General features: G+C 55.9%; 15 protein-coding genes and 1 rRNA gene. 5 read left to right on the top strand and 11 right to left on the bottom strand.

Annotated elements, in window-relative coordinates:
- The 4 genes from NG99_RS23120 to NG99_RS23105 are packed head-to-tail and all read right to left on the bottom strand — an operon-like array spanning nt 1 to nt 3,522.
- Nucleotides 1-786: an ABC transporter permease gene (locus NG99_RS23120; RefSeq protein ID WP_034898267.1), complete on the bottom strand. Its 786-nt coding sequence runs from the start codon at nt 784-786 to the stop codon at nt 1-3.
- A 10-nt stretch (nt 787-796) separates the two neighbouring features.
- The gene (locus NG99_RS23115; RefSeq protein WP_034898308.1) at nt 797-1,636 is read right to left on the bottom strand and encodes an ABC transporter permease; all 840 of its coding nucleotides are present in this window, start codon (nt 1,634-1,636) and stop codon (nt 797-799) included.
- A complete protein-coding gene (locus NG99_RS23110; protein ID WP_034898266.1) occupies nt 1,636-2,451 on the bottom strand; it encodes an alkaline phosphatase family protein in 816 nt (271 codons plus the stop codon). Before NG99_RS23110 ends, NG99_RS23115 begins: the two co-directional genes overlap by 1 nt.
- Before the next feature lie 9 nt (nt 2,452-2,460).
- Nucleotides 2,461-3,522, bottom strand: coding sequence for an ABC transporter substrate-binding protein (locus NG99_RS23105; RefSeq protein ID WP_034898264.1), 1,062 nt, complete (start codon nt 3,520-3,522; stop codon nt 2,461-2,463).
- A 208-nt stretch (nt 3,523-3,730) separates the two neighbouring features.
- On the opposite strand from NG99_RS23105, the gene NG99_RS23100 reads away from it, so the two are divergent.
- Nucleotides 3,731-4,456, top strand: a complete 726-nt coding sequence (locus NG99_RS23100) for a UTRA domain-containing protein (RefSeq protein WP_034898262.1) — start codon at nt 3,731-3,733, stop codon at nt 4,454-4,456.
- 24 nt (nt 4,457-4,480) lie between these two features.
- Here NG99_RS23100 and metH read toward each other — a convergent pair whose 3' ends face one another.
- Nucleotides 4,481-8,212, bottom strand: coding sequence for a methionine synthase (gene metH / locus NG99_RS23095; RefSeq protein ID WP_072017654.1), 3,732 nt, complete (start codon nt 8,210-8,212; stop codon nt 4,481-4,483).
- A 150-nt stretch (nt 8,213-8,362) separates the two neighbouring features.
- On the opposite strand from metH, the gene iclR reads away from it, so the two are divergent.
- A complete protein-coding gene (gene iclR, locus NG99_RS23090; RefSeq protein ID WP_034898258.1) occupies nt 8,363-9,196 on the top strand; it encodes a glyoxylate bypass operon transcriptional repressor IclR in 834 nt (277 codons plus the stop codon).
- A 320-nt stretch (nt 9,197-9,516) separates the two neighbouring features.
- On the opposite strand, the gene aceK is transcribed toward iclR, so the two are convergent.
- The 5 genes from aceK to NG99_RS23065 all read right to left on the bottom strand — a co-directional run bounded on the left by aceK (nt 9,517) and on the right by NG99_RS23065 (nt 16,399).
- Complete coding sequence (aceK, locus tag NG99_RS23085; RefSeq protein ID WP_034898256.1) at nt 9,517-11,241, bottom strand: bifunctional isocitrate dehydrogenase kinase/phosphatase; 1,725 nt, start codon at nt 11,239-11,241, stop codon at nt 9,517-9,519.
- A 19-nt stretch (nt 11,242-11,260) separates the two neighbouring features.
- Nucleotides 11,261-12,565, bottom strand: coding sequence for an isocitrate lyase (gene aceA / locus NG99_RS23080; RefSeq protein ID WP_034898254.1), 1,305 nt, complete (start codon nt 12,563-12,565; stop codon nt 11,261-11,263).
- Between the two features lie 18 nt (nt 12,566-12,583).
- A complete protein-coding gene (gene aceB / locus NG99_RS23075; RefSeq protein ID WP_034898252.1) occupies nt 12,584-14,182 on the bottom strand; it encodes a malate synthase A in 1,599 nt (532 codons plus the stop codon).
- 329 nt (nt 14,183-14,511) lie between these two features.
- Complete coding sequence (metA, locus tag NG99_RS23070; RefSeq protein WP_034898250.1) at nt 14,512-15,441, bottom strand: homoserine O-acetyltransferase MetA; 930 nt, start codon at nt 15,439-15,441, stop codon at nt 14,512-14,514.
- 106 nt (nt 15,442-15,547) lie between these two features.
- Entirely contained in the window at nt 15,548-16,399 is an 852-nt protein-coding gene (locus tag NG99_RS23065; protein ID WP_034898248.1) for a LysR family transcriptional regulator, read from the bottom strand.
- Between the two features lie 161 nt (nt 16,400-16,560).
- On the opposite strand from NG99_RS23065, the gene NG99_RS23060 reads away from it, so the two are divergent.
- Genes NG99_RS23060 through NG99_RS23050 form a run of 3 tightly spaced genes read left to right on the top strand, consistent with a single transcriptional unit; the run spans nt 16,561 to nt 20,238 of the window.
- Nucleotides 16,561-17,769 (top strand): M20 family metallopeptidase, encoded by a 1,209-nt coding sequence (locus tag NG99_RS23060; RefSeq protein WP_034898245.1) that lies wholly within the window; start codon nt 16,561-16,563, stop codon nt 17,767-17,769.
- Nucleotides 17,766-18,572 carry a transporter substrate-binding domain-containing protein gene (locus tag NG99_RS23055; RefSeq protein WP_034898243.1) on the top strand — a complete coding sequence of 269 codons (807 nt, stop codon included), beginning with the start codon at nt 17,766-17,768 and terminating at the stop codon, nt 18,570-18,572. The genes NG99_RS23060 and NG99_RS23055 overlap by 4 nt, the downstream gene beginning before the upstream one ends.
- Nucleotides 18,559-20,238: a M28 family peptidase gene (locus NG99_RS23050; RefSeq protein WP_034898240.1), complete on the top strand. Its 1,680-nt coding sequence runs from the start codon at nt 18,559-18,561 to the stop codon at nt 20,236-20,238. Before NG99_RS23055 ends, NG99_RS23050 begins: the two co-directional genes overlap by 14 nt.
- A 268-nt stretch (nt 20,239-20,506) precedes the next feature.
- Here the strand turns inward: NG99_RS23050 and rrf are convergent.
- Nucleotides 20,507-20,622: ribosomal RNA gene (rrf, locus tag NG99_RS23045) — 5S ribosomal RNA — on the bottom strand.
- Nucleotides 20,623-20,831: the final 209 nt, after the last annotated feature.

The raw sequence follows: 20,831 nt of genomic DNA, 5'->3' as shown, positions 1-20,831 counted from the left end.
TCAGTTTCTCTCGCGGTTCAGGGCGTTAGCCAGCCAGGTGACCAGCAGGACGACAAAGAAATAGGAGATCACCAGCGCGCTGCTGAAGTGACCGCTGGCATTGCGCACGTTATACAAATAAACCTGTAGCGTTTCATAGCTGGTGCCAACCAGGATGTTAGCAAACACAAACTCACCAATTAAAAATGAGAAGGAGAGCAGCACGGCAATCAGCGCGCCTTTACGCAGGTTCGGCAACACCACCAGCAGCGCAGCCTGCCAGGTGCTGGCCCCCAGCAGGTGAGCCGCATCGATCAGCTCGCGAATATTGATTGCCTGCATGTTGTTGGCAATCGCCCGGTAGATAAACGGCAGCGCGATGGTGAAGTAGCAGCCGATCAGGATCCATGGCGTACCGGTCAGCATCAGCGGCGGTTCGGAATAGAGTTGTAGCAATCCAACCGACGACACCACCGGCGGCACGGCAAACGGCATCAGGATCAGAATGTTCATCACCGCGTCGAGCTTAGGAAAGTAGTAAGCGATCACAAACATTGTCGGCAAAACCAGCACCAGCGAGAAAATTAGCGCGCCGAAGCAAATCAGCAGCGAGTGCCCCAGCGCCACCAGGAAGCGCGGATCGCTCCAGAGCTGGGTCATCCACTTGAAGGTGAATCCATCGGGCAGGATGGTCGCCCCCCAGCTGGTCGCCAGCGCATACAGCAACGTAGCCACCAGCGGCAGCGCCAGAGTCAGAAACACCAGCCAGACAATAACCCGGTGATAGACATATTCCATTCGCGACATAGGGCCTCCGTTAGCGCGCGTTCTGGTAGCTGCGGCGAACCAGCCACTGATGAACCACGGTGATCACCGACATCAGCACCACCAGCACCATCGCCAGCGCGCTGCCCATGTTGGGATCGAGTGAGATATCGCCCGACACCAGTGCCGCAATGCGCACCGGGATAACGTTGAAATTCCCGGTGGTCAGCGCGTAGATAGTGGCATAGGCACCCAGCGCGTTCGCCAGCAGGATAACAAAGGTCCCCAGCAGCGCAGGCGTCAGGATCGGCAGTCCAATGTGCAGCCAGTAGCGCAAGCGGCTCGCGCCCAGCAGCGCGGCGGACTCTTCCCAGTCTTTCTTCAAGCCGTCAAACGCCGGATAGAGCAGCAGCAGTCCGAGCGGGATCTGGAACCAGGTGTAAACCACGATCAGCCCGTCGGTAGAGTAGAGCTTGAACCCTTCCATCAGGCCATATTTACGCATCAGCAGCGTCAGGCAGCCGTTCAGCCCCAGCAGGATTACAAAGGCAAAGGCCAGCGGAACCCCGGCGAAGTTGCTGGTCATATTGGTAAATGACATAAAGAAACGGTGCAGTTTTCCGCTGCCCAACTGATGCAGCGAATAGCCGCCGACCAGCGAAATGATCAGACCATACACGCTTGACCAGAAAGAGATGTCCAGCGAGAAAGCGATCGCCTGCTGATAAAACGTTGAGGTGAAAATATCGCTGTAATTTCCCCATCCCCACGCTTCGTTCATCTCGCTGTAGAAGCTGTTAATCGCGATCCAGACTAGCGGCGCGATCTGAAAAGCGATGTAGAACAGCGCAAAGGGCAGCAGACAGAGTAGCGCTATTCCTTTGCCTTTCATCATGCGGTCTCCTGAACGCTCAACAGTTCTGGGCAGACTGGCTTGTCGTGATCGACGCCAAGGATGTCGCACAGCGTGCCGCACAGTTCGGTTTGCAGCGGCGCCGCATCGTTTTGCAGTGAGAAGGCGCTGCCAAAGACGAACAGCGGCACCTGCGTTTCCTCCGGCAGTACGCCGCCGTGGCTGCGATCGTCGTTCATCCCGTGATCGGCGGTCACCACCACCTGATAACCCTCGGCCAGCCAGCCCGGCATCCAGTGCGACAGATAGCCATCGGCCATCCGCGCGCGGTTGCGGTACTGCGGCGTGGAGAGGCCAAATTTGTGTCCGGCATCGTCGATGTTCATCGGATGGATCAGCAGGAAGTCAGGATTAAAGCGCAGGCGCAGGCTCTCCGCATCCTCGAACAGATGCGAGTCCGGGTAGCCGTCGTCATAATAAAAATGGCCGTACTGAATGGGCAGCGCGGGGTCTTCCGTGTGGCGATCGCGAGCGGGCTGCCACGGAGAGCGATTGTACAGCTCGCTGACCCAGTGATAGGCCGCCGCCGCCGTCGTCAGCCCGGCATCGCGCGCATAGTGGAATATACTGCGTTCTTTGCTCAGACGATTGACGCCATTGTGGATAATTCCGCTCTTTACCGGCGTCACGCCGGTAAGGATGCATTCGTACAAAGGACGGGAAAGCGAAGGAAGCTCGCAGGTCATCTGGTAGAGCCGTCCGTTCCCCTGCGCGCACTCGGCGTGCAGATACCCCATAGCATGTTGCGCCACTTCAAAGCTCAGACCGTCCAGCACCACCAGAATCGTTTTCATCCCAAATCCTTATTGCTTCATGTTGACGATGACATTTTCCTGCCACAGGCGAGGCAGCATTTTAGACGCTTTGTCCCAGGCTTCAGGATCGGCAATCGGATGCGCATTTTTATATTCAGCGTTAGGCAGCAGCTTAGCCTTCACGTCGTCAGGCAGCGTCAGATGCTCTGCGCGGATAGGACGGGCATAGCCGCGCGCCAGATTGATCTGGCCTGCATCCGAGAAGATATATTCACGCGCCAGTTTCGCCGCGTTCGGGTGCTTAGCGTATTTGTTGATGATGGTGGTGTAGCCGGAGGTGATAGAGCCATCGGCAGGGATAACCACTTCGAACTTGCTCTTATCAATCTGATCGCGATAGTTCAGCCCATTGAAGTCCCAGACCACGGCAACCTGAATTTCGCCTTTCTCAATGTTGGCAATCACCGGATCGGTCACGCCCAGACGCCCTTCTTTCGCCAGGTCGCTGAAGAAGCTCAGCGCTGGCTTCAGGTTCTTCTCGCTGCCGCCCATGGCATAAGCCGCCGCCAGCACGCCGTTAGCCGCCTGCGCCGCGACGCCAACGTCACCGATGGTGACAACGTATTTGCCCTTTTTCAGGTCAGCCCAGCTGTGCGGGATGTCTTTCACCTGATCTTTGTTGACGATAAAAGCGATGGTGCCGGTGTAGGCCAGCGCCCAGTTACCGTCTTTGTCTTTCGCCCAGGCAGGAACCTGATCCCAGGTGGTTGGTTTGTAAGGCTGCGCCAGCCCTTTCTGGATGGCTACCGGGCCAAACGCAGCGCCGACGTCCCCAATATCGGCCGTCGCATTGCTCTTTTCAGCGGCAAATTTTGCCAGTTCCTGCGCAGAGGACATGTCGGTATCGCTGTGCTTGATACCGTATTTGCTGCTGATATCTTCCCAGGTCCCTTTCCAGTTCGCCCAGCTGTCCGGCATCCCGACGCTGTTGATCTGGCCTTCTGCTTTCGCCGCTTTTTCCAGCTCGGCAACAGAGTTATCGGCAGCGTGAGCGGCCGGGAGGGCAAGGAAGATGGCACTGGCTAACACAGATGCGAACAAAGATTTCATAACTGCTGCTCCAGATGATAAGTTGAGGGGCCTTCTGGACTAGTCCAGCAAGATCCGAGCCAATCTAGCCTGGCGATATGACAGTTTTATGTCAGAGCCTTGTGGGCTGTGGACTAGTCCAACATATCTGATAGCATCGGATTGGCGTTTATGCGTCCCTGTCGATCGAATTCCGTGCAGCTTCGCACCAAATTGAGGCTTTGATGTGATGAAAGCATTAACCGTAGATGTCATTTGCCAGACGCTGTCCAACCGCATCGCCAGCGGTGATTTTGCGGTCGGTGGACGTCTGCCTTCTGAACGCGATCTTAGCGAACAGTTTTCCACCACTCGCATTACGCTGCGCGAGGCGCTTGGTCAGTTGGAGTCACAGGGGGTTATCTATCGGGAACTGCGTCGCGGCTGGTTTATCGCGCCGCCCCGCCTGGCCTATGACCCGCTGTTGCGCAGCCACTTCCACGCGATGGCCGAGCAGCAGGGCCGCACTGCCGCAACCGAAGTGCTGGATGCGCAAAGGGTCAGCGCCAGCGCCAGACTGGCGCAGCGGCTCGCAATGACGGAAGGCGCGGAGGTTTATCGCATCCGGCGGCTGCGCCGCATTGATGGTCGTGCGGTGCTCTACGTGGAGCACTATCTCAATCCGCAGTATTTCCCTGAGCTGCTAAGCTTTGACCTGACCCGGTCGCTGACCACGCTCTATCAGGAGGAGTACGGCATCAGCTATGGTCGCGTCGGGTTCACGATGCTGCCCATGCCGCTGCCGAAATTCGCCGCGCCCGCACTTAAAGTGGCCGCCGGAAGCCCGTCGCTGTTTATCACGCGAATCAACCGCGATCGGCACGACCGCATTATCGACTGCGACTATGAGTACTGGCGCTATGATGCGTTGTATATCGACGTTCAGGTCAGAGAAGAGGGGCAAGCCAGCGCATAACTGGCTCCCCCGGTTCAAGTAAGGTTAGTCCGCGTCGTAGCCGAGATTAGGGGCCAGCCAGCGTTCAACCTCGCTGACCGCCATCCCTTTGCGGCGTGCGTAATCTTCAATCTGGTCACGCTGAAGCTGGGCCACGGCAAAGTATTTGCTGTCGGGATGGCTGAAGAACCAGCCAGATACCGCGGCGCCAGGCCACATGGCGAAGGATTCCGTCAGCTTCATGCCGGTGTGGGTTTCCACGTCCAGCAGCTTCCAGATCGTCTCTTTTTCGGTGTGTTCCGGACAGGCTGGATAGCCCGGAGCCGGACGAATACCCTGATAGTTTTCACGTATCAGCTCTTCATTACTCAAGTTCTCCGTTGCGGCAAAGCCCCAGATCACTTTTCGCACGCGCTCATGCAGGTATTCAGCAAAGGCTTCGGCAAGACGGTCTGCCAGCGCCTTTACCATAATTTTGTTGTAGTCATCATGCCGGGCGTCCCAGGCCTCCGCCAGCGCATCCTCTTCAAGGCCACCGGTCACCGCAAACGCGCCGAGATAATCGGCCTTGCCGCTGGACTTTGGCGCGACAAAATCGGCGAGGCAATAGTTGGGAAAGTCCGTCTTCTCTGTCTGTTGACGTAAGTGATGACTCACTTTCAAAACATGAGTGCGGGACTCGTCAGCGTAAATTTCTATATCGTCACCTACCCGGTTGGCTGGGAAAATCCCCACTACGCCGCGTGGATTCAACGATTTGTTGGCGCTCAGCTCATCCAACATTGCGTTAGCATCGGCAAACAGCCGCTTCGCCTCTTCCCCAACCACTTCATCTTCCATGATGCGGGGATATTTGCCTGCCAGCGACCAGGTCATAAAGAACGGCGTCCAGTCGATGTAGTTGCGCAAGATTTCGATGTTAGCACTCACTTCGCTCACACCCAGCCTGTGAGCTACCGGTGGCGTGTAGTTTTCCCAGTCAAACGCCAGCCGATTGTCTCTGGCTACTTCCAGACTGACCGGCGGCGTGCGCGGTTTTTTGCGCGCGTGCTGAATACGTACCGTGTCGTACTCTTTCCGGATACGGGCGACAAAACCCTCATACTGCGTGGCGGAGAGCAGCGCAGAAACCACACCGACGGTTCGCGAAGCGTTTTGTACATAAACGGTTGGACCGCTGTAGTTTTGTTCAATCTTGACGGCAGTATGAGCTTTAGAAGTGGTCGCTCCGCCAATAAGCAGCGGCAAAGTAAAGCCCTGGCGCTCCATCTCTTTCGCCACGTTAACCATCTCGTCCAGAGAGGGGGTGATCAGCCCCGACAGGCCGATAATGTCCGCATTGTGCTCTCTGGCCGTTTTGAGGATTTTGTCGCTGGGAACCATCACGCCAAGGTCAATGATTTCATAGTTGTTACACTGTAAGACCACGCCAACGATGTTTTTACCAATGTCATGCACGTCGCCTTTCACCGTTGCCAGCACGATCTTACCGTTGCTGCTGCCTTGCTCTTTGCTGGCCTCGATGTAGGGTTCGAGGTAAGCCACCGCCTGCTTCATCACGCGAGCTGACTTAACCACCTGCGGCAGAAACATTTTGCCTTCGCCAAACAGATCGCCGACTACGTTCATGCCCGCCATCAGCGGGCCTTCAATCACCTCAATCGGGCGGCTGACATTCTGCCGCGCGGCTTCCGTGTCCTCTTCAATAAATTCGGTAATTCCCTTAACCAGCGAGTATTCCAGCCGTTTTTCCACATCCCAACTGCGCCATTCGGCCTGGGGTTTGATGCTGCCCTCGTCGGATTTTGCGCCACGGTATTTTTCAGCCAGATCCAGCAGACGTTCCGTCCCGTCATCACGACGGTTAAGCACCACATCCTCTACAGCCTGACGCAGATCCTCCTCCAGGTCGTCGTAAATCGCCAGCTGGCCAGCGTTCACAATCCCCATATCCATCCCGTTGCGAATGGCGTAATACAGGAATACCGCGTGGATAGCCTCGCGTACCGGCTCGTTGCCACGAAATGAGAAGGAGACGTTGGAAACACCGCCCGAGATCATCGCGTGCGGCAGATCGCGCTTGATGTCTTCGCAGGCGCCGATAAAGTCCATCGCGTAGTTGTTGTGCTCTTCAATCCCGGTGGCGACGGCAAAAATATTGGGGTCGAATATGATGTCTTCCGGCGGGAAACCCACCTCTTCGGTGAGAATTTTGTAGGCGCGACGGCAGATTTCAATTTTGCGCTCGCGGGTATCGGCCTGGCCCACTTCATCAAAGGCCATCACCACCATCGCGGCACCGTAACGGCGCACCAGCTTCGCGTGATGAATAAAGGCTTCAACGCCCTCTTTCATTGAGATCGAGTTAACGATGCCCTTGCCCTGAATGCACTGCAGGCCTTTTTCAATCACCTCCCATTTTGAGGAGTCGATCATGATCGGCACGCGCGCGATATCCGGCTCACCGGCAATCAGGTTGAGGAAGCGCACCATTGCCGCCTCCGCATCCAGCATTCCCTCATCCATGTTGATATCAATGATCTGCGCGCCGCTCTGCACCTGCTGAAGCGCCACGTCCAGCGCTTCGTTATATTTCTCTTCTTTGATCAGCCGCTTAAATTTGGCCGATCCGGTAACGTTGGTCCGTTCACCGACGTTAACAAACAGCGAGTCGGCGCTGATGGTCAGCGGCTCCAGGCCCGAAAGGCGGCAGGCTACGGGCAGCACGGGCAGAGGACGAGGCGCAACGCCTTCAATCGCTTTAGCCATGGCAGCAATGTGCTCCGGCGTGGTGCCGCAGCAGCCGCCGACAATATTGAGGAAGCCGGATCGCGCCCATTCGCCAATCTGTTCCGCCATGATCGCGGCGTCTAAATCGTATTCACCAAAGGCATTAGGTAACCCGGCGTTGGGGTGCGCGGTGACATAACCTTCCGCGATGCGGGAAAGCTCGGCGACATACTGACGCAGCTCATCCGGGCCCAGCGCGCAGTTAAGGCCGAATGAAAGCGGCTGAGCGTGGCGCAGCGAGTTGTAAAAAGCTTCCGTCGTCTGTCCGGAAAGCGTACGGCCGGAGGCATCGGTGATGGTGCCGGAAATCATCAGCGGCAGCTCAACGCCCAGCGCTTCGAACTCGCTTTGTACGGCGAAAACGGCGGCTTTTGCGTTGAGGGTGTCGAAAACGGTTTCGATCATGATGATATCGGCCCCACCTGCCACCAGCGCGCGCGTGGATTCACGGTAGGCTTCCACCAATTGGTTAAAGGTGATGTTACGGAAGGCCGGATCGTTAACGTCTGGCGAAATGGAGCAGGTCCGGTTGGTGGGGCCAAGTACGCCCGCCACGTAGCGCGGCCGCTCTGGCGTCCGGATCGTCCATTCATCTGCGGCGGCACGCGCCAGCCTGGCGGCCTCGTAGTTAATCTCTGCCGACAGCGATTCCATATGGTAATCAGCCATCGCGATAGGGGTGGAGTTGAAGGTGTTGGTTTCGAGGATATCGGCGCCTGCGGCAAGATAGGCATGATGGATTTCGTTAATCACCTGCGGGCGGGTCAGCACCAGCAGGTCGTTATTGCCCTTCAGATCGCTTTGCCAGTCGGCAAAACGTTCGCCGCGAAAATCATGCTCTCCCAGCCGATAACTCTGGATCATCGTGCCCATGCCGCCATCCAGCAGCATGATGCGTTTCGTTAACTGCTCCCGCAGCGCTTCAATTCTGTTGCTCACTCTAGCCCCTTCAACTTCAACCCAGCGGCAAAAATGCCAGCGGACCATACTGGCACAACTTTTACGTGGGTAAAAGTCACCTGGCTTGAGACATTTTCACCCACAGCGCCGTACACCTCCGACCAGTGAGGCTAACGTTGCATTATTAATCAATAAAACGAAAATGATTTCCACATGGTGAAAATTAAGGAGTCAGAAATGGCGCTTCCCGCTGTGGCAAAACGCGGCAAGAAACCTCGCGCGGCTGCCGCTCAATCCGTCCAACCTGCCGGACAGGTTCAGTCACTCACCCGTGGGCTGAAGCTGCTGGAATTTATCGCCGACTCGCACGGTAGCGTGGCGCTGACCGAGCTGGCGCAGCAGGCTGGCCTGCCTAACTCCACCACCCACCGCCTGCTGACCACGATGCAGCAGCAGGGTTTTGTTCGCCAGGTTGGCGATTTGGGGCTGTGGACCATCGGCGCCCACGCTTTTGTCGTCGGCAGCAGCTTTTTGCAAAGCCGCAATCTGCTGGCGCTGGTGCATCCTGTGCTGCGCAAGCTGATGGAGGACTCTGGCGAAACGGTCAATCTGGCGGTGCTGGACCTCAGCGATCGCCAGGCCGTCATTATCGATCAGGTGCAGTGTACCCAACTGATGCGCATGTCCGCGCCAATCGGCGGCAAGCTGCCGATGCACGCCTCCGGCGCGGGTAAGGCATTTCTTGCCAATTTGAATGATGCGCAGGTAAGCGAGCTGCTGCATCGCCAGGGGTTGCATCATTACACCCCCCGCACCCTGATGTCGCCACACAGTCTTAAAGAGAACCTCGCGCTGGTGCGTAAAGCAGGCTTCGCTTTTGATGATGAAGAGCACGCTCTGGGTCTGCGCTGCGTGGCGGCCTGTATTTATGATGAGCATCATGAACCGTTTGCCGCCATTTCTATTTCCGGTCCAGTTTCGCGGGTGACTGACGATCGGGTGACCGAACTGGGCGCGCTGGTGATCAAAGCGGCCAAAGAAGTGACGCGTGAATATGGCGGCGCACGCTGAGGCACCCCGGAGTTTTGCATCAGGATTTCATGACTGTTGCAGGAAAATCAGATCCACTATGAAGTTTAGTAAAGCAGAACCATTGAGAAGAACGTTGTGCGCTACACTGCGCGGCGGGTGCTCAGGATCTTTTTGTCCTGGGCTGCCAGGACAGAAAGAGAAAAGCCCCACTTGACGTTAATCATAGTGAGGCCGCTCTTACATCGCACAATGTAAAGGTGGCCTTTTACCTGCTGAAAAGCAATGGAGAAAGGAGGCCAAAGAGGGCACAGAAGATGTTCACCTTCTGTTTAATTGTGGTCTGTATTACGGTTGTAACTTTACTGCGGAAAGCGCTGGCAGAAACGCTGACGGCGACGATAGGCGAAGACATCCTCAATATGACCTTCACGAACACGCTGCTGCACGCTGCGCCAGAAGCTGGCGGTAAACAGCTCAACATGCATCTCGTCGAAGAGCGCCGCGATGGCCGGATCGGCGCAAAGGTAGTGACGGAACTCTTCCGGGAAGATATCTTCCGGCGCGACGCTGTACCAGGGCTCATGGCTTAGCTCGTCTTCCGGATAACGCGGCGCAGGGATTTCGCGAAAATTCATCTCGGTCATGTAGCCAATCTCATCGTAATCATAAAACACCACTCGCCCGTGTCGGGTGACGCCAAAGTTCTTAAAGAGCATATCGCCGGGGAAAATATTGGCGGCTGCCAGCTGTTTCACCGCGTTGCCATACTCTTCAATCGCCTCTCGCCGCTGCTGAGCGTTGGCCTGTTCAAGCCACAGGTTGAGCGGCGTCATCCGGCGTTCAAGATACAGGTGGCCAATCACCAGCTTATCGCCCTGCTCTTCCAGCTTTTCCGGGATCTCCTGCCGTAGCACCTGCATCAGTTCCTCGCTAATACGCGATTTATCCAGCGCAAAGTTTTCAAATTCCTGGGTATCGGCCATGCGCCCAACGCGGTCATGCTCCTTTACCAGTTGGTAGCACTCCTTCACGCGCGCAGGGGTGACCTCTTTTTGCGGCGCAAACCGATCCTTAATCACCTTAAACACCCGGTCGTAGCCCGGCAGAGTGAAAACCAGCATCACCAGCCCCCGCACGCCGGGCGCAATGACAAACTGTTCTGATGTGGCGGCCATGTAGTGCAAATATTCACGATAGCATTCGGTTTTACCGTGCTTCTGGCAACCGATAGCCATGTATAGCTCCGCCGTGGTTTTTCCGGGCAGAATTTCGCGCAGCCACTCCACCAGCGCGGCGGGCAGCGGCGCATAAACCATAAAATAAGCGCGGGCGAAGCCAAAAACGATGCTGGCCTCCCGCTTTCTCGTCAGGCAGGTATCAACAAACAGTTCGCCCTGCTCGCTGCGATGGATCGGCAGAAGAAAAGCGTAAACGCCGGAGCTCAGATGGAGCTTGGCCACCAGCCACGCGGCCTTGTTGCGATAGAACAACTCGTTGGCAACTTCCAACGCTCCCTCCGCCAGCTCGCGGCGGTCGAAGTTCTCCTGCAAATGGGCAACCACAAAGCCGATATCCCGCTGAATATCCTGCCAGGGAAGGCGCAGCGGCAGATCGTTCAGCACTCTGCTCAGGACGTTTTGCCAGTCGCTCACCACGGGGAACGTTTTCGCCAGCGGACGCGGGATGGTGCGAAAGCGCCTTTCCGGCTGCGAGCTGAAGATAAACAGCCGTTCGGGCGTCAGCAGCTGATGACCGAACAGGCGGCAATAGACTGAATTAAAAAAACTTTCAGCAATTTCAAAGCGGGGATAATCAGGTAGCAGCGCAGTATAAATGGCTTTTACCCTTAACAGGAAGTCCCCATTTTGCACCCGATCGCCGGTGATACAGCGCAGCTGCTCAACCACCAGACCGACATGTCGATCGTACAGATGAATGCGGGCTTTCATCGCCGCCTGAACAGCAGGCCAGTCGGCCTGCTCAAAGCGTTGCTGGGCCCCGGCGGTCACCTCCAGAAAGCGACCATACTGCGCATCAAACCCCTGAAGGATTGTCTGCGCTATCAGCGTTTCCTGTTGCGCCATACCGCCCCCTGAATACCGGTCAGAACTGCTGCTCTTCCGTCGACCCCGTCAGCGCCGTCACCGAGGATACGCCCCCCTGAATGATATTGGTTACGCTGTCGAAGTAGCCGGTGCCCACCTCCTGCTGGTGTGACGAGAAGGTGTAGCCCTGGTCACGGGCAGCAAACTCAGGCTGCTGAACTTTTTCCACGTAGTGACGCATCCCTTCTCCCTGCGCATACGCCTGGGCCAGATCGAACATGTTGAACCACATGCTGTGGATCCCCGCCAGGGTGATGAACTGGAAGCGGTAACCCATCTCGCTCAGCGACTGCTGGAAGTGGGCGATAGTGCCGTCGTCGAGATTTTTTTTCCAGTTGAAGGATGGCGAGCAGTTATAGGCCAGCAGCTTGCCCGGGAAGCGGGCGTGGATCGAGTCGGCAAAGCGCTTCGCCAGCGCCAGGTCGGGCGTGGAGGTTTCACACCACAGCACATCGGCATATGGCGCATAGGCCAGCCCGCGACTGATGGCCTGCTCAATGCCGGCATGAGTTCGGAAAAAGCCCTCAGGCGTACGTTCGCCGGTAATAAACTCGCGGTCATACTCATCGCAGTCTGAGGTGATCAAATCAGCCGCATCCGCATCAGTACGGGCGATCAGCACGGTCGGCACCGCCATCACATCGGCAGCCAGCCTGGCGGCAACCAGCTTCTGAATCGCTTCCTGAGTCGGCACCAGCACCTTGCCGCCCATGTGCCCGCATTTCTTCACCGAGGCCAGCTGATCTTCAAAATGCACGCCGCCCGCTCCCGCCTGGATCATCGCCTTCATCAGCTCAAAAGCGTTGAGTACGCCGCCAAAACCCGCCTCCGCATCGGCAATAATCGGCAGGTAATAATCAACGTGGCGCGGATCGCCCGGTTCAATCTGGCTGGCCCACTGAATCTGATCCGCACGCTGGAATGTGTTGTTGATGCGCTCAACGACCGAGGGTACGGAGTTGGCCGGGTAGAGTGACTGATCGGGATACATGCTGCCAGCCAGATTGGCATCCGCCGCTACCTGCCAGCCGGAGAGGTATATGGCCTCAATCCCAGCCTTCGCCTGCTGTAAAGCCTGGCCTCCGGTCAGCGCGCCCAGGCTGTTGATGTAGCCTTTTTTCGCCCCGCCGTTCAGCAAATGCCAGAGTTTTTCCGCGCCAAGCTGCGCCAACGTACAGGCCGGATTTACCGAGCCACGTAGCTTAACCACCTCTTCTGCCGAGTAAGGACGGACGATCCCTTTCCAGCGTGCGTCGCGCCAGGTCTGCTGAATGTGTTCGATTTGTTGAGTACGAGATGTCATAGCAAAATCCCCTGTCAGTCAGTGAAGTAAGCTGTAGCCAGGCAGAGTCAGGAACTCCACCAGGTCGGGTTCGGTGGTGATGCGCTCCATCAGCGCAGCGGCTTCGCTGAATCGCCCCTGAGAATAGCGCTGGTCGCCGAGCTCCTGCTGGATCACCAGCATCTCCTCCGCCAGCATCCGGCGGAACAGGGCTTCGGTCACCTGCTCGCCGGTGTCCAGCGTTTTGCCGTGGCGTATCCACTGCCAGATAGAGGTACGGGAGATCTCAGCCGTCGCCGCATCCTCCATCAGCCCGTAGACCGGCACGCAGCCGTTTCCAGAAATCCACGCTTCGATGTACTGCACCGCCACGCGGATGTTGGCACGCATCCCGGCTTCGGTGCGCTCACCCGCACAGGGCTCCAGTAGCTGTTCTGCGGTGATGGGCAAGTCTTCCTCGCGCAGCACGTCCAGCTGATTAGGCTTATCGCCCAGCGCCTGATTAAACACGGCCATGACCGTGTCGGCGAGGCCTGGATGCGCAATCCAGGTGCCATCGTGCCCGTTTGTCGCCTCCCGCTCTTTGTCCGCCTTGACGCGGTTGAGCACCCACTGGTTGCGCTCCTGATCTTTGCTGGGAATGAACGCGGCCATGCCGCCCATCGCGAAGGCCCCACGGCGGTGACAGGTCCCGATCAGCAGCCGCGAATAGGCGTCAAGGAAGCCTTTTTCCATGGTCACCGACTGGCGATCGGGCAGCACACGATCGGGGTGATCCTTCAGGGTTTTGATATAGCTGAAGATGTAGTCCCAACGGCCGCAGTTCAGCCCGACAATGTGATCGCGCAGGCTAAAAAGGATCTCATCCATCTGGAATACAGCTGGCAGCGTTTCGATCAGCAGCGTCGCTTTGATCGTGCCGCGAGGCAGATCGAAACGATCCTCGGCATAGCTGAACACCTCGCTCCACCAGGCCGCCTCCTGCCAGCTCTGGGTTTTCGGCAGGTAAAAATAGGGGCCGCTGCCTTTGGCCAGCAGGGCGTCCACGTTGTGGAAGAAATAAAGCGCAAAATCAAACAGGCTGCCGGGAATGGCCGCGCCGCGCCAGGTGACATGCTTTTCCGGCAAATGCAGCCCGCGAACCCGACAAACCAGCACCGCAGGATCGGGCTTCAGCTGATAAATTTTTCCCGCCTCATTGCTGTAGCTGATGGTGCCGTTAACCGCATCGCGCAGGTTGATCTGACCTTCGATCACTTTGTTCCAGCTCGGAGCCAGTGAGTCCTCGAAATCTGCCATGAAGACGTTGACGTTGGCGTTCAGCGCGTTGATCACCATCTTGCGCTCAACCGGCCCGGTAATTTCAACCCGGCGATTCTGCAAGTCCGCGGGGATACCGCGAATTTTCCAGTCGCTATTTTTAATGGAATTGGTTTCCGAAATAAAACCCGGAAGCTCGCCGGCATCAAATCGCTGCTGTTGCTGCTGTCTTACCTCCAGCAGTTCATTGCGCCGTGGCGTAAAGCGCGCCACCAGTTCGCCGAGGAATTCTGTCGCCGCATCGGTCAGGATCTGTCTTTCTTCCGGACCCAGAGGGCTTTGGAACGCCAATTCCGTGCTGATTACCTGTTGTGTCATTGCTTTCACTCCCAGCCTGGTTGCGTCCTCAGGAGGACCTTTGTGACATTGGGTGCTTTTTAACCCGCAGGATCAAAATATAAACATTCAAATAATAAAATCAAAAACAATTTCCATTTTATTATTAATTTCACTTTAACATATTGATAATAAAATGATTAAAGGTAAAACATGAAGGGAAGTGAGTTTCATTATTGGATTTGAGAAACAGAAAAGTCTCTGTAAATACAGGAAGATCAATGAGATTTTGCTTCAATGAGATAAGGATTGTGACCATAAAAAAGGGCCATTCTCTTGCAGAGAACGGCCCTTTTTTTATCCCGGACAGCTTAGTCCAGGCTGGGATTCATATGGCGCAAATCGAACGGCGTGATCTGATAAACGTAATAGTTCAACCAGTTAGAAAACAGCAGGTTACCATGGCTACGCCAGCTGGCGCGCGGCGGCAGTTCCGGGTTATTCTGCGGAAAATAATTAAACGGAATAGCCGGATTCAGCCCGGCCTGATAGTCGCGATGATATTCACCGGAAAGGGTCAGAGCATCATACTCTGGATGCCCGGTCACAAAGGCCAGTCGCTTATCCTTGCTGGCAAACAGATAGGCTCCGGTTTGATCCGATTCAGCAAAAATTTCCAGATCGGTGTAATCACGCAGAAGCTGAGTAGGGAAATCCGCGTAGCGCGAGTGCGGTGCCAGGAAGGTATCGTCAAATCCCCGGGTTAACAGTGCATGAGGATGCAGGATCTGGTGATCGTACACGCCAGAAAGCTTGGTTTCACGCGTCTGCTTGGGAATGCCATACAGAATATTTAGCGCAGCCTGCACGGCCCAACAGACAAACAGCGTTGAGGTGACGTGCTCTTTTGCCCAGTGCAGCACCCGCTGGATCTGCGGCCACCAGGCAACGTCATTAAAATCTACCAGCCCTAAAGGTGCACCGGTAACGATCAGCCCATCGTAGTTATCATGCTGAATATCTTCGAAATTACAGTAAAAGTTATTCAAATGCTCCATCGGCGTGTTGCGGGTTTCGCGGCTGTCGATGCGCAGAAGCTGAATATCAATTTGCAGCGGCGAGTTGGAAAGCAGGCGCAGAAATTGGTTCTCTGTCTCAATCTTTTTTGGCATCAGATTCAGCACCAGCACCTTCAACGGACGGATTTCCTGAGTACTGGCACGCGAGGAGGTCATCACAAAGACATTCTCGTTGCGCAGAAAACTCACGGCTGGTAATTCATCGGGCACCCTGATTGGCATAACCTTGCTTCCTCAATTAACCATTTAAACGTTTAGACATCCAGACAGCCAAAGATAACGTGATGACCGGCAAATGTCGAGGTTTCATCAGGTAGTTGAAAATGTTTCATCTCTGGTCGCTGAACATCTCGATAAATGGGAGCGTCACGGCGGCGTCCGTGCTGGCATGGCGATACAGAAGCCAGGTCCGGCTTTTTACCGCTTCCCCTCCTACCGCGATTGGTGTGCGAAAGAGCGACGGAGCCAGCGGCTGATAGCTGGAGACAATGGCATAGCCCAGGCCGCGCTCCACCATCGCGAGGCAGACTTCCAGCTTATCCACGCTCATCGCCACGCGGGGAGCCAGCGAATAGTTAGCATTCCACCAGCGCTCAATAAGTTTAGTAATATGCCCGCCGTGGCTGATTTTAATCTGCGGCAAGTGTGGCAGCAGCGCCAGATCGATCGGCTGACTGCTAATCAGATAATAATCATCCTCATCAATCAGCCGCTTTCCCTCTTTCCAACCATAGTCGTCTTTCACCAGCGCAAGATGGACATCACCGCGCTGAAGCTTAAGGTACATTTCCTCGCTTAACCCGCTAACTAAGCTGACATTAATTCCCCCATGCCGCTGGCAGAATTCGGCCAGCAGGTCCGGCAGACGGTAGGCAGCAAAGTTGCTGGAAACCCCGATCCGCAATTCGCCTTGCTGTGGACCGTTCAGGCTTTGCAGGGTGGTGCGCAACAGCTGAAGTTCATCGAGAACCGTTTCTGCATGCTGCGCCAGATAGCGGCCCTGGGCGGTAAAGTTCAGACCACGCCCCCCTTCTTCAAACAGTTGGATCGCCAGCTTGCGCTCAATCTGCCGTAGTCGGTAGCTCAATGCAGGCTGGGAGGTGAACAGCTCCTCTGCAGCGCGAGTGATATTTTTGTACTGCCAGACGGTACGAATAATCAGCCAGTCTTTCTCGTTCATCTCACCCTCGTTTTACCTTGTCAGCCTTATCCATAAAATATTTTTTGGCTGACCTTTGCAAGCCATAAAAAAGCTCAATTGGGAATTGCGTATAAAAAAGCCTATACCTGTTTAAGACACTGGTTTTACGGAAATTAACTGCACCTTTTTGGGGGGCCATTATGTCTGAACGCACCATCAGCGCGCAGAAAGATAAAATTATTTATGCGACAGATCGGATCGGTCCGGCGATGCGCGATCTGGCGTTGAGCCTGCACCAGCATCCTGAACTGAGCTTCGAAGAGCACCGCTCGGCGGCGGAACTGATCGAGCCGCTGCGGGCGGCAGGTTTCGCCATAGAAACCGGCACTGGCGGCCTGGAAACAGCGTTTCGCGCCAGCTGGAGACGAGGACAGGGCGGTCCAACCATCGCATTGCTGGCGGAATATGATGCGCTGCCGGAGCTGGGACATGCCTGTGGTCATAACCTGATCGGCACCGCTTCAGTTGCGGCAGCGCTGGCGTTGAAAGCGGCAGACGTTGAGTTTACTGGCTGTATAGAGGTGATTGGTACGCCGGCCGAAGAGGATGGCGGCGGTAAAATCATCATGGTGGAGAAAGGTGTATTTGAAGGTGTCGACGCGGTGATGATGTTTCACCCGCGAGAGAAGAATATGGTGCTGCGGGGCGCCCTCGCCTGCCATGACTCCACGTTTAAATTCTATGGCAAAGCGGCACATGCGGCCTCTGCCCCACAGCAGGGAATCAGCGCGCTGGATGCGGTGCTTCATACCTTCAACGGCATCAACGCGCTTCGTCAGTTCTTTACCGATGACGTACGCGTGCATGGCGTCATAACCCACGGTGGCAGCGCCGCGAACATTGTTCCTGCCTATGCTGAAGCCAAATTTATCCTGCGCGCCGCTACGGTAGCCGGACTAAGTGAAGTCCGCCGGAAAGTTTATGCCGTCGTGCAAGGCGCAGCCGAAATGACCGGCGCAAGAGTGGAGATTGACGAAGGTTTGATTTACGCCGAGCGCAACAACAATCTGGCGCTGGCCGCCTGTTTTACCGACAACCTTACGCAGCTTGGCGTGGACAGCTACGACCCGCCAACCAGCGGCGGCGTTGGCTCCTCAGATATCGGCAACGTCAGCCAGGTTACGGCGGCCATTCATCCTTATCTGCGTATCGGCGACGTGACTCCCCATACGCCCGAGTTCGCTGCGGCGGCGGGGTCTGAAGAGGGCCTGAGCGCCATGCTGACGGCCGCAAAGGCGCTGGCAATGACCGCTTATGATTTATGCCATGACGACGCTCAGTTGGCTGCGGTGAAAAACGAATTTATTCAATGGCACTCACAAACGGTCCTGGCAGGAGAGAAACAATGATCAAAATGACCCCCGTTCTGACGCTGACGGCGCTAGCCCTCTGCTGCTCATCAGCGCTGGCTTCAGGTGAGACGCTGCGCGTTGCCGCCGACCTGACCTATCCTCCTTTCCAGTATCGCGATGTCAACGGCAAACCCACCGGCTTTGAAATCGACATAACCAATGCCGTCTGCAAAGCCGTTGCGGTTAAATGCGAGTATGTCGTCAGCAGCTTTGACGCCGAGATCCCCTCGCTGATGGCCAAAAAAGTAGATTTTATTTCTCCGCTGGGCGCCACCGAGAAGCGTAAGAAATCGATCGATTTCAGCCACTTTATTTATCACGTTCCCTCACAGCTGGTGGCCCGTAAAGACACTCACTTACAGCCCACCGCAGAATCGCTTCAGGGCAAAAATATCGCCGTGCAGCAAGGTTCGATTCAGGAAATGTACGCGAATAAGTATTGGGCCCCTAAGGGGGTGGAGATCAAAACCTATCCCGATCAGGACGTCATTTATCAGGACCTGGCCGCCGGGCGTCTTGACGGCGCGCTGAGCCCGGCAGTTGCCGTCACCTTTGGTTTCCTGCAGAAGCCAGAAGGGAAAGAGTTTGCCCTGACCGGTCCGGAAGTTCGCGATGATGTAATCTTCAGTATTGGCTCTGCCTATGGCGTGCGCAAAGGCGATGAAAAGACGCAAAAGATGCTGAATGAAGGGCTGGCGAAAATCATGGCTGACGGCACCTGGCAGAAGATTAAACAGCACTACTTCGGCGACATTGAGATGAAAGTTACCCGCACGGAGACGGCGAATGCGGCAAAATGAGGCGCAGGATGACGTCCTTGTACCGCTGATGGAGAATCTGCTGGATAGCTTTGAACCCCTTCATCGTCTGTCTGGTAGCGAAGAAGCGGAGCGCGCGGTCGATATTCTCATTGAGCAACTCCACGTCATGGGCCTTTCGCCAGTGCGCCACCGCTGCCCGCTTTGGCTGAGCGATCCTCTGATGGGATCGCTGGTTTTGCCTGATGTGCCCGCATGGCAGGGCCAGGCAAAAACGCGATCCTTTTCCGCATCTCGCCCTGAGGGCGTAGAAGGCCCATTGTTTTATGACGTTCGTTGCCTGCAAGCTATCCCCGACCTTGAGGTTTCCGCGTGGGAAACTTCGGTTCGGGGAAAAATCGTCATCGCCGATCAGGGGTTCGAGGACTATGTCCAGCGGCTCAATCGCGCTGGCGCGCTGGGGCTGGTTCATATCTGGGGCTCCGCTGAACAAGCGCTACATGAGGAAACCGTAGGCCCGATTTGGGGGACGCCAGTCCCTGACGACCAGCCGCTTTATCCCACTATCCCGGTAATCTCGGTTAACCACCAACAGGGCCAGCTATTACTGGAAATCCTTCGCCAGCATAGCGACCCCATTATGGCCGTATTGCGTACCGAGCTAAACGAGCATGTAGCCGACTGTAGCCTGCCAGTTGTTGATATTCCCGGCGAGATCGACGAATTTGTTCTGCTCTCCTGCCACTATGACTCCTGGCACGAGGGAATGACCGATAACGCAACGGGCAACGCTTTATGCCTGGCGGCTGCCGCCCATTTCCATCGCCTGCAACCCCAGTTGAAACGTGGGTTGCGTATCGCCTGGTGGCCCGGACACTCGAACGCTCGCTATGGCGGGTCGACCTGGTTCGCCGATCGCTACAGGAGGATCTTACAGCAGCAATGTGTGGCGCATATTAATGTCGATTCTCCCGGCTGCCTGGGCGCGAGCGAAGTCGTGGTCAATGCCAGCGGGGCAGAAAATCTTCTCTTTCTGAACCGGGCAATTCGCAAGATAACGGGAAAGGATGCCCGGCGGATCGCGCCGTTAGGTAAAGGCGGCGATCAGTCATTCTGGAACTGCGGCATCCCGCTACATTTTGCTTTCAGGGAAGAACCCGAAACCCGAACCAGTCAGTCACCAGGCAGCGGCGGAGGGTGGTGGTGGCACACTGAAGCCGATACCCGGGACAAAGTGGACAGCGCTTTGCTATGGCGAGATTGCCAGATCCATCTCCACTGGCTGAGCGAACTGCTGACTGAGACAGCGCTGCCTGTTGATCCCATAGCTTGCCTTATCCAGATGCAGGAAGAGCTGGACAACTTAAAGCTGTCTCTTGACCCCCGTTTCGATTTGACTTCCCTGAGAGAGACGCTGGTCGCTATAGAGCAGCAAATTAGGGCTCTGGAAGGAGTATGGACTGAAGAGAGGGAACAATCGATTAAGGTCGCAGTCGGCTTGTGGCATAGGGTTCGCTACAGCTCGACCGATGATTTCCACTACGACCGGAGTTACCATGGCGGTGCCTATCCCGGCCTACAGATTTTACGCGGGTATCAGCAGGCCACAACATCACCTCACGCCTTTCTGATGGCAACCACGCAGTTTTACCGTCAGCGCGATCGGGCAATTTTCCTGCTTCAGCAAAGTCAGGCTTTGCTGCGCTGAGCCTCCTGTGGATTCAGGAGGCTTTAAACGCAAAAAGGCCACCCTTCCGGGTGGCCTTTTTACTTGTTTGATGCCTGGCAGTTGATGAACTCACGTTCACCCTCCGGGCCGTTGCTCTGCAACGTTCAGACTGCACCTCCCGGTTTGTCTGTCCTGCTCTCTGAGAGTAGCGAACTGCCCCGGATAACCCGTTACTGCTTTCCGGGGATTCGGAATGACCTGAACGCAAAAAGGCCACCCTTCCGGGTGGCCTTTTTACTTGTTTGATGCCTGGCAGTTCCCTACTCTCGCATGGGGAGACCCCACACTACCATCGGCGCTACGGCGTTTCACTTCTGAGTTCGGCATGGGGTCAGGTGGGACCACCGCGCTAAAGCCGCCAGGCAAATTCCTGTGCATGAAACGAATCTTTCGTACTGATGCTGCGTTGCCTGCGCTTGTAAACTCAGTCACATACTGAAGTATGCTCCTTCCTTCACTGCACTTGACGCCTTGCCTCAGCACAAAATCTTTCGTTCCCGCTAATTCTTTATCCGCTAACAAGCTGAATTTTGATTTACGTCTCTCAGACGCCACCAGAACGCTTCTGGCGT

Origin of the sequence: Erwinia typographi, from assembly GCF_000773975.1 — a bacterium.
GTDB lineage: Bacteria > Pseudomonadota > Gammaproteobacteria > Enterobacterales > Enterobacteriaceae > Erwinia > Erwinia typographi.
Note: the sequence above shows the minus strand (reverse complement) of the source record. Positions and strands in the feature narration are given on the sequence as shown.